Annotated in this window: 1 pseudogene; it reads left to right on the top strand. The window is 45.0% G+C overall.

What is annotated here, in order from left to right:
* Positions 1-23 precede the first annotated feature (23 nt).
* Positions 24-658, top strand: a pseudogene (locus R7Z50_RS28135) (GGDEF domain-containing protein); the annotation flags it as partial.

Genomic DNA, 658 nt, shown 5'->3' with positions numbered 1-658 from the left:
GAAAAACACAAGGCTACTTCCTTATGCGCGCGCTGTCTCCTTTGCTTGCGTCACTGCTTTTTTGCAGTCAAATATACGCAAGTGACTCTACCGAGATTGAACACACCCAAAACTTTACGCAATGGCACGCTGTCTATCAAACAACGTTACACAACGATGCGGCTTCTGCTCTTAGCATGCTTCAAGACCGTTATCATACTTCCGTCTCTGACAGCGAGAGACTTTACGTCAGTGGGTTGATTTATGAGTACATGGCCAACATTAAGCAGCCTTATTACGGAAGTAGCCAAATCTTAAACAATGATTTCGCGAAGTTAGAGTCTGAGTACATTCTCGCTTTAAACGAACGTAAACATGGCAGTTATGACGCTTCTGTTGCCAGTTTCAGCTCGTTAAGGCAAAAGATGAAACAAAATGGTGACGTGGAAGGTAAAGCGTTAATGAATTACCAGCTTTGCTACACGCTAAACCAGCAAGGCCGTTACCACAAGGCAAACTTCTTTTGCTCATCTCTCGAAAGCCATTTAGACGATAAGCACGCAGAAGTCTTCCCTGCAGACTTGGCGTTGCGAGTCGTAGCGAACAACTACAATTATCGCGGCGACTACGAAAAAGCTCTGAGCTTGTACCGCCGTCTGCTTGCCAATATGTCTTATCA

The sequence above is a fragment of the Vibrio sp. 1249-1 genome, from assembly GCF_033340495.1.
This window is presented reverse-complemented; position numbering and strand designations above follow the sequence as displayed.